Raw genomic sequence first — 680 nt, 5'->3', positions numbered from 1 at the left:
CCGAGCCGCTTGTACGCGGCCCAGGCATCAGCTGGAACAGCGCTGCCGGCCCGCGCCAGCCAAGCCGCACGATCGGATTCGGCAAGTGAGTTCCACCACACCATTCCGGCGGTCTCATCGGGCGTCGGTTCCTGGTCGTGTTCGTTTTTCATGCCCTCGATGCTCTCATAAGATGCACCTTCCGACAAGCGCTGCAGCCACCGTCCATGTTCCGTAGTTCGAATCGAAACCCGCCCGCCTCATCATGATCCGCGCCCCGGCTTGTCAAGGCTGCGGCGCAACGCGTCGCTGATTTCCAGCCGGGATTCGGTGCGCACAACCTTGCCTGCCGCCTCCAAATCGACGGCAGCGGCTTCAGCTCCGGTTCCGGTCGTCTTCGACGCGTCAAGCTTGGCCCGCAACAAGGCCATCACCATCGGCCAGACCGAGAACTTTCCGACCTTTGCTCGATCTGTCAGGCTGCGCAAATAGCCGCCGGCGCTGTTGATCTGGTCCTGCCGCTGGTAGATCGCGGCAATGGTAATCGCCGCCTGCTGCTCACCCATTGCCGTTCGCGCTTCCTCCCAGGCGCTCGGGCTGACGCCCATGGACGGTCGGGCAACCTCGGCCGCGGCCAGAAATTCACGCCAGTTGCGGATTCCGCCGCCGCCCTTCACCAGCCAAAGCATGTTCGGGCAGGC

1 protein-coding gene is annotated in these 680 nt (G+C 64.0%); it reads right to left on the bottom strand.

Going from position 1 to position 680, the window contains the following annotated elements; all coding sequences use genetic code 11:
* Window positions 1-242: 242 nt before the first annotated feature.
* Window positions 243-680: replication initiation protein RepC (gene repC / locus NKJ84_RS33085; protein WP_352510017.1), on the bottom strand; the 438-nt coding region annotated here is incomplete at its 5' end.

It is taken from the genome of Mesorhizobium sp. M0048 (genome assembly GCF_040323405.1).
Taxonomy (GTDB): domain Bacteria; phylum Pseudomonadota; class Alphaproteobacteria; order Rhizobiales; family Rhizobiaceae; genus Mesorhizobium.
Note: the sequence above shows the minus strand (reverse complement) of the source record. Positions and strands in the feature narration are given on the sequence as shown.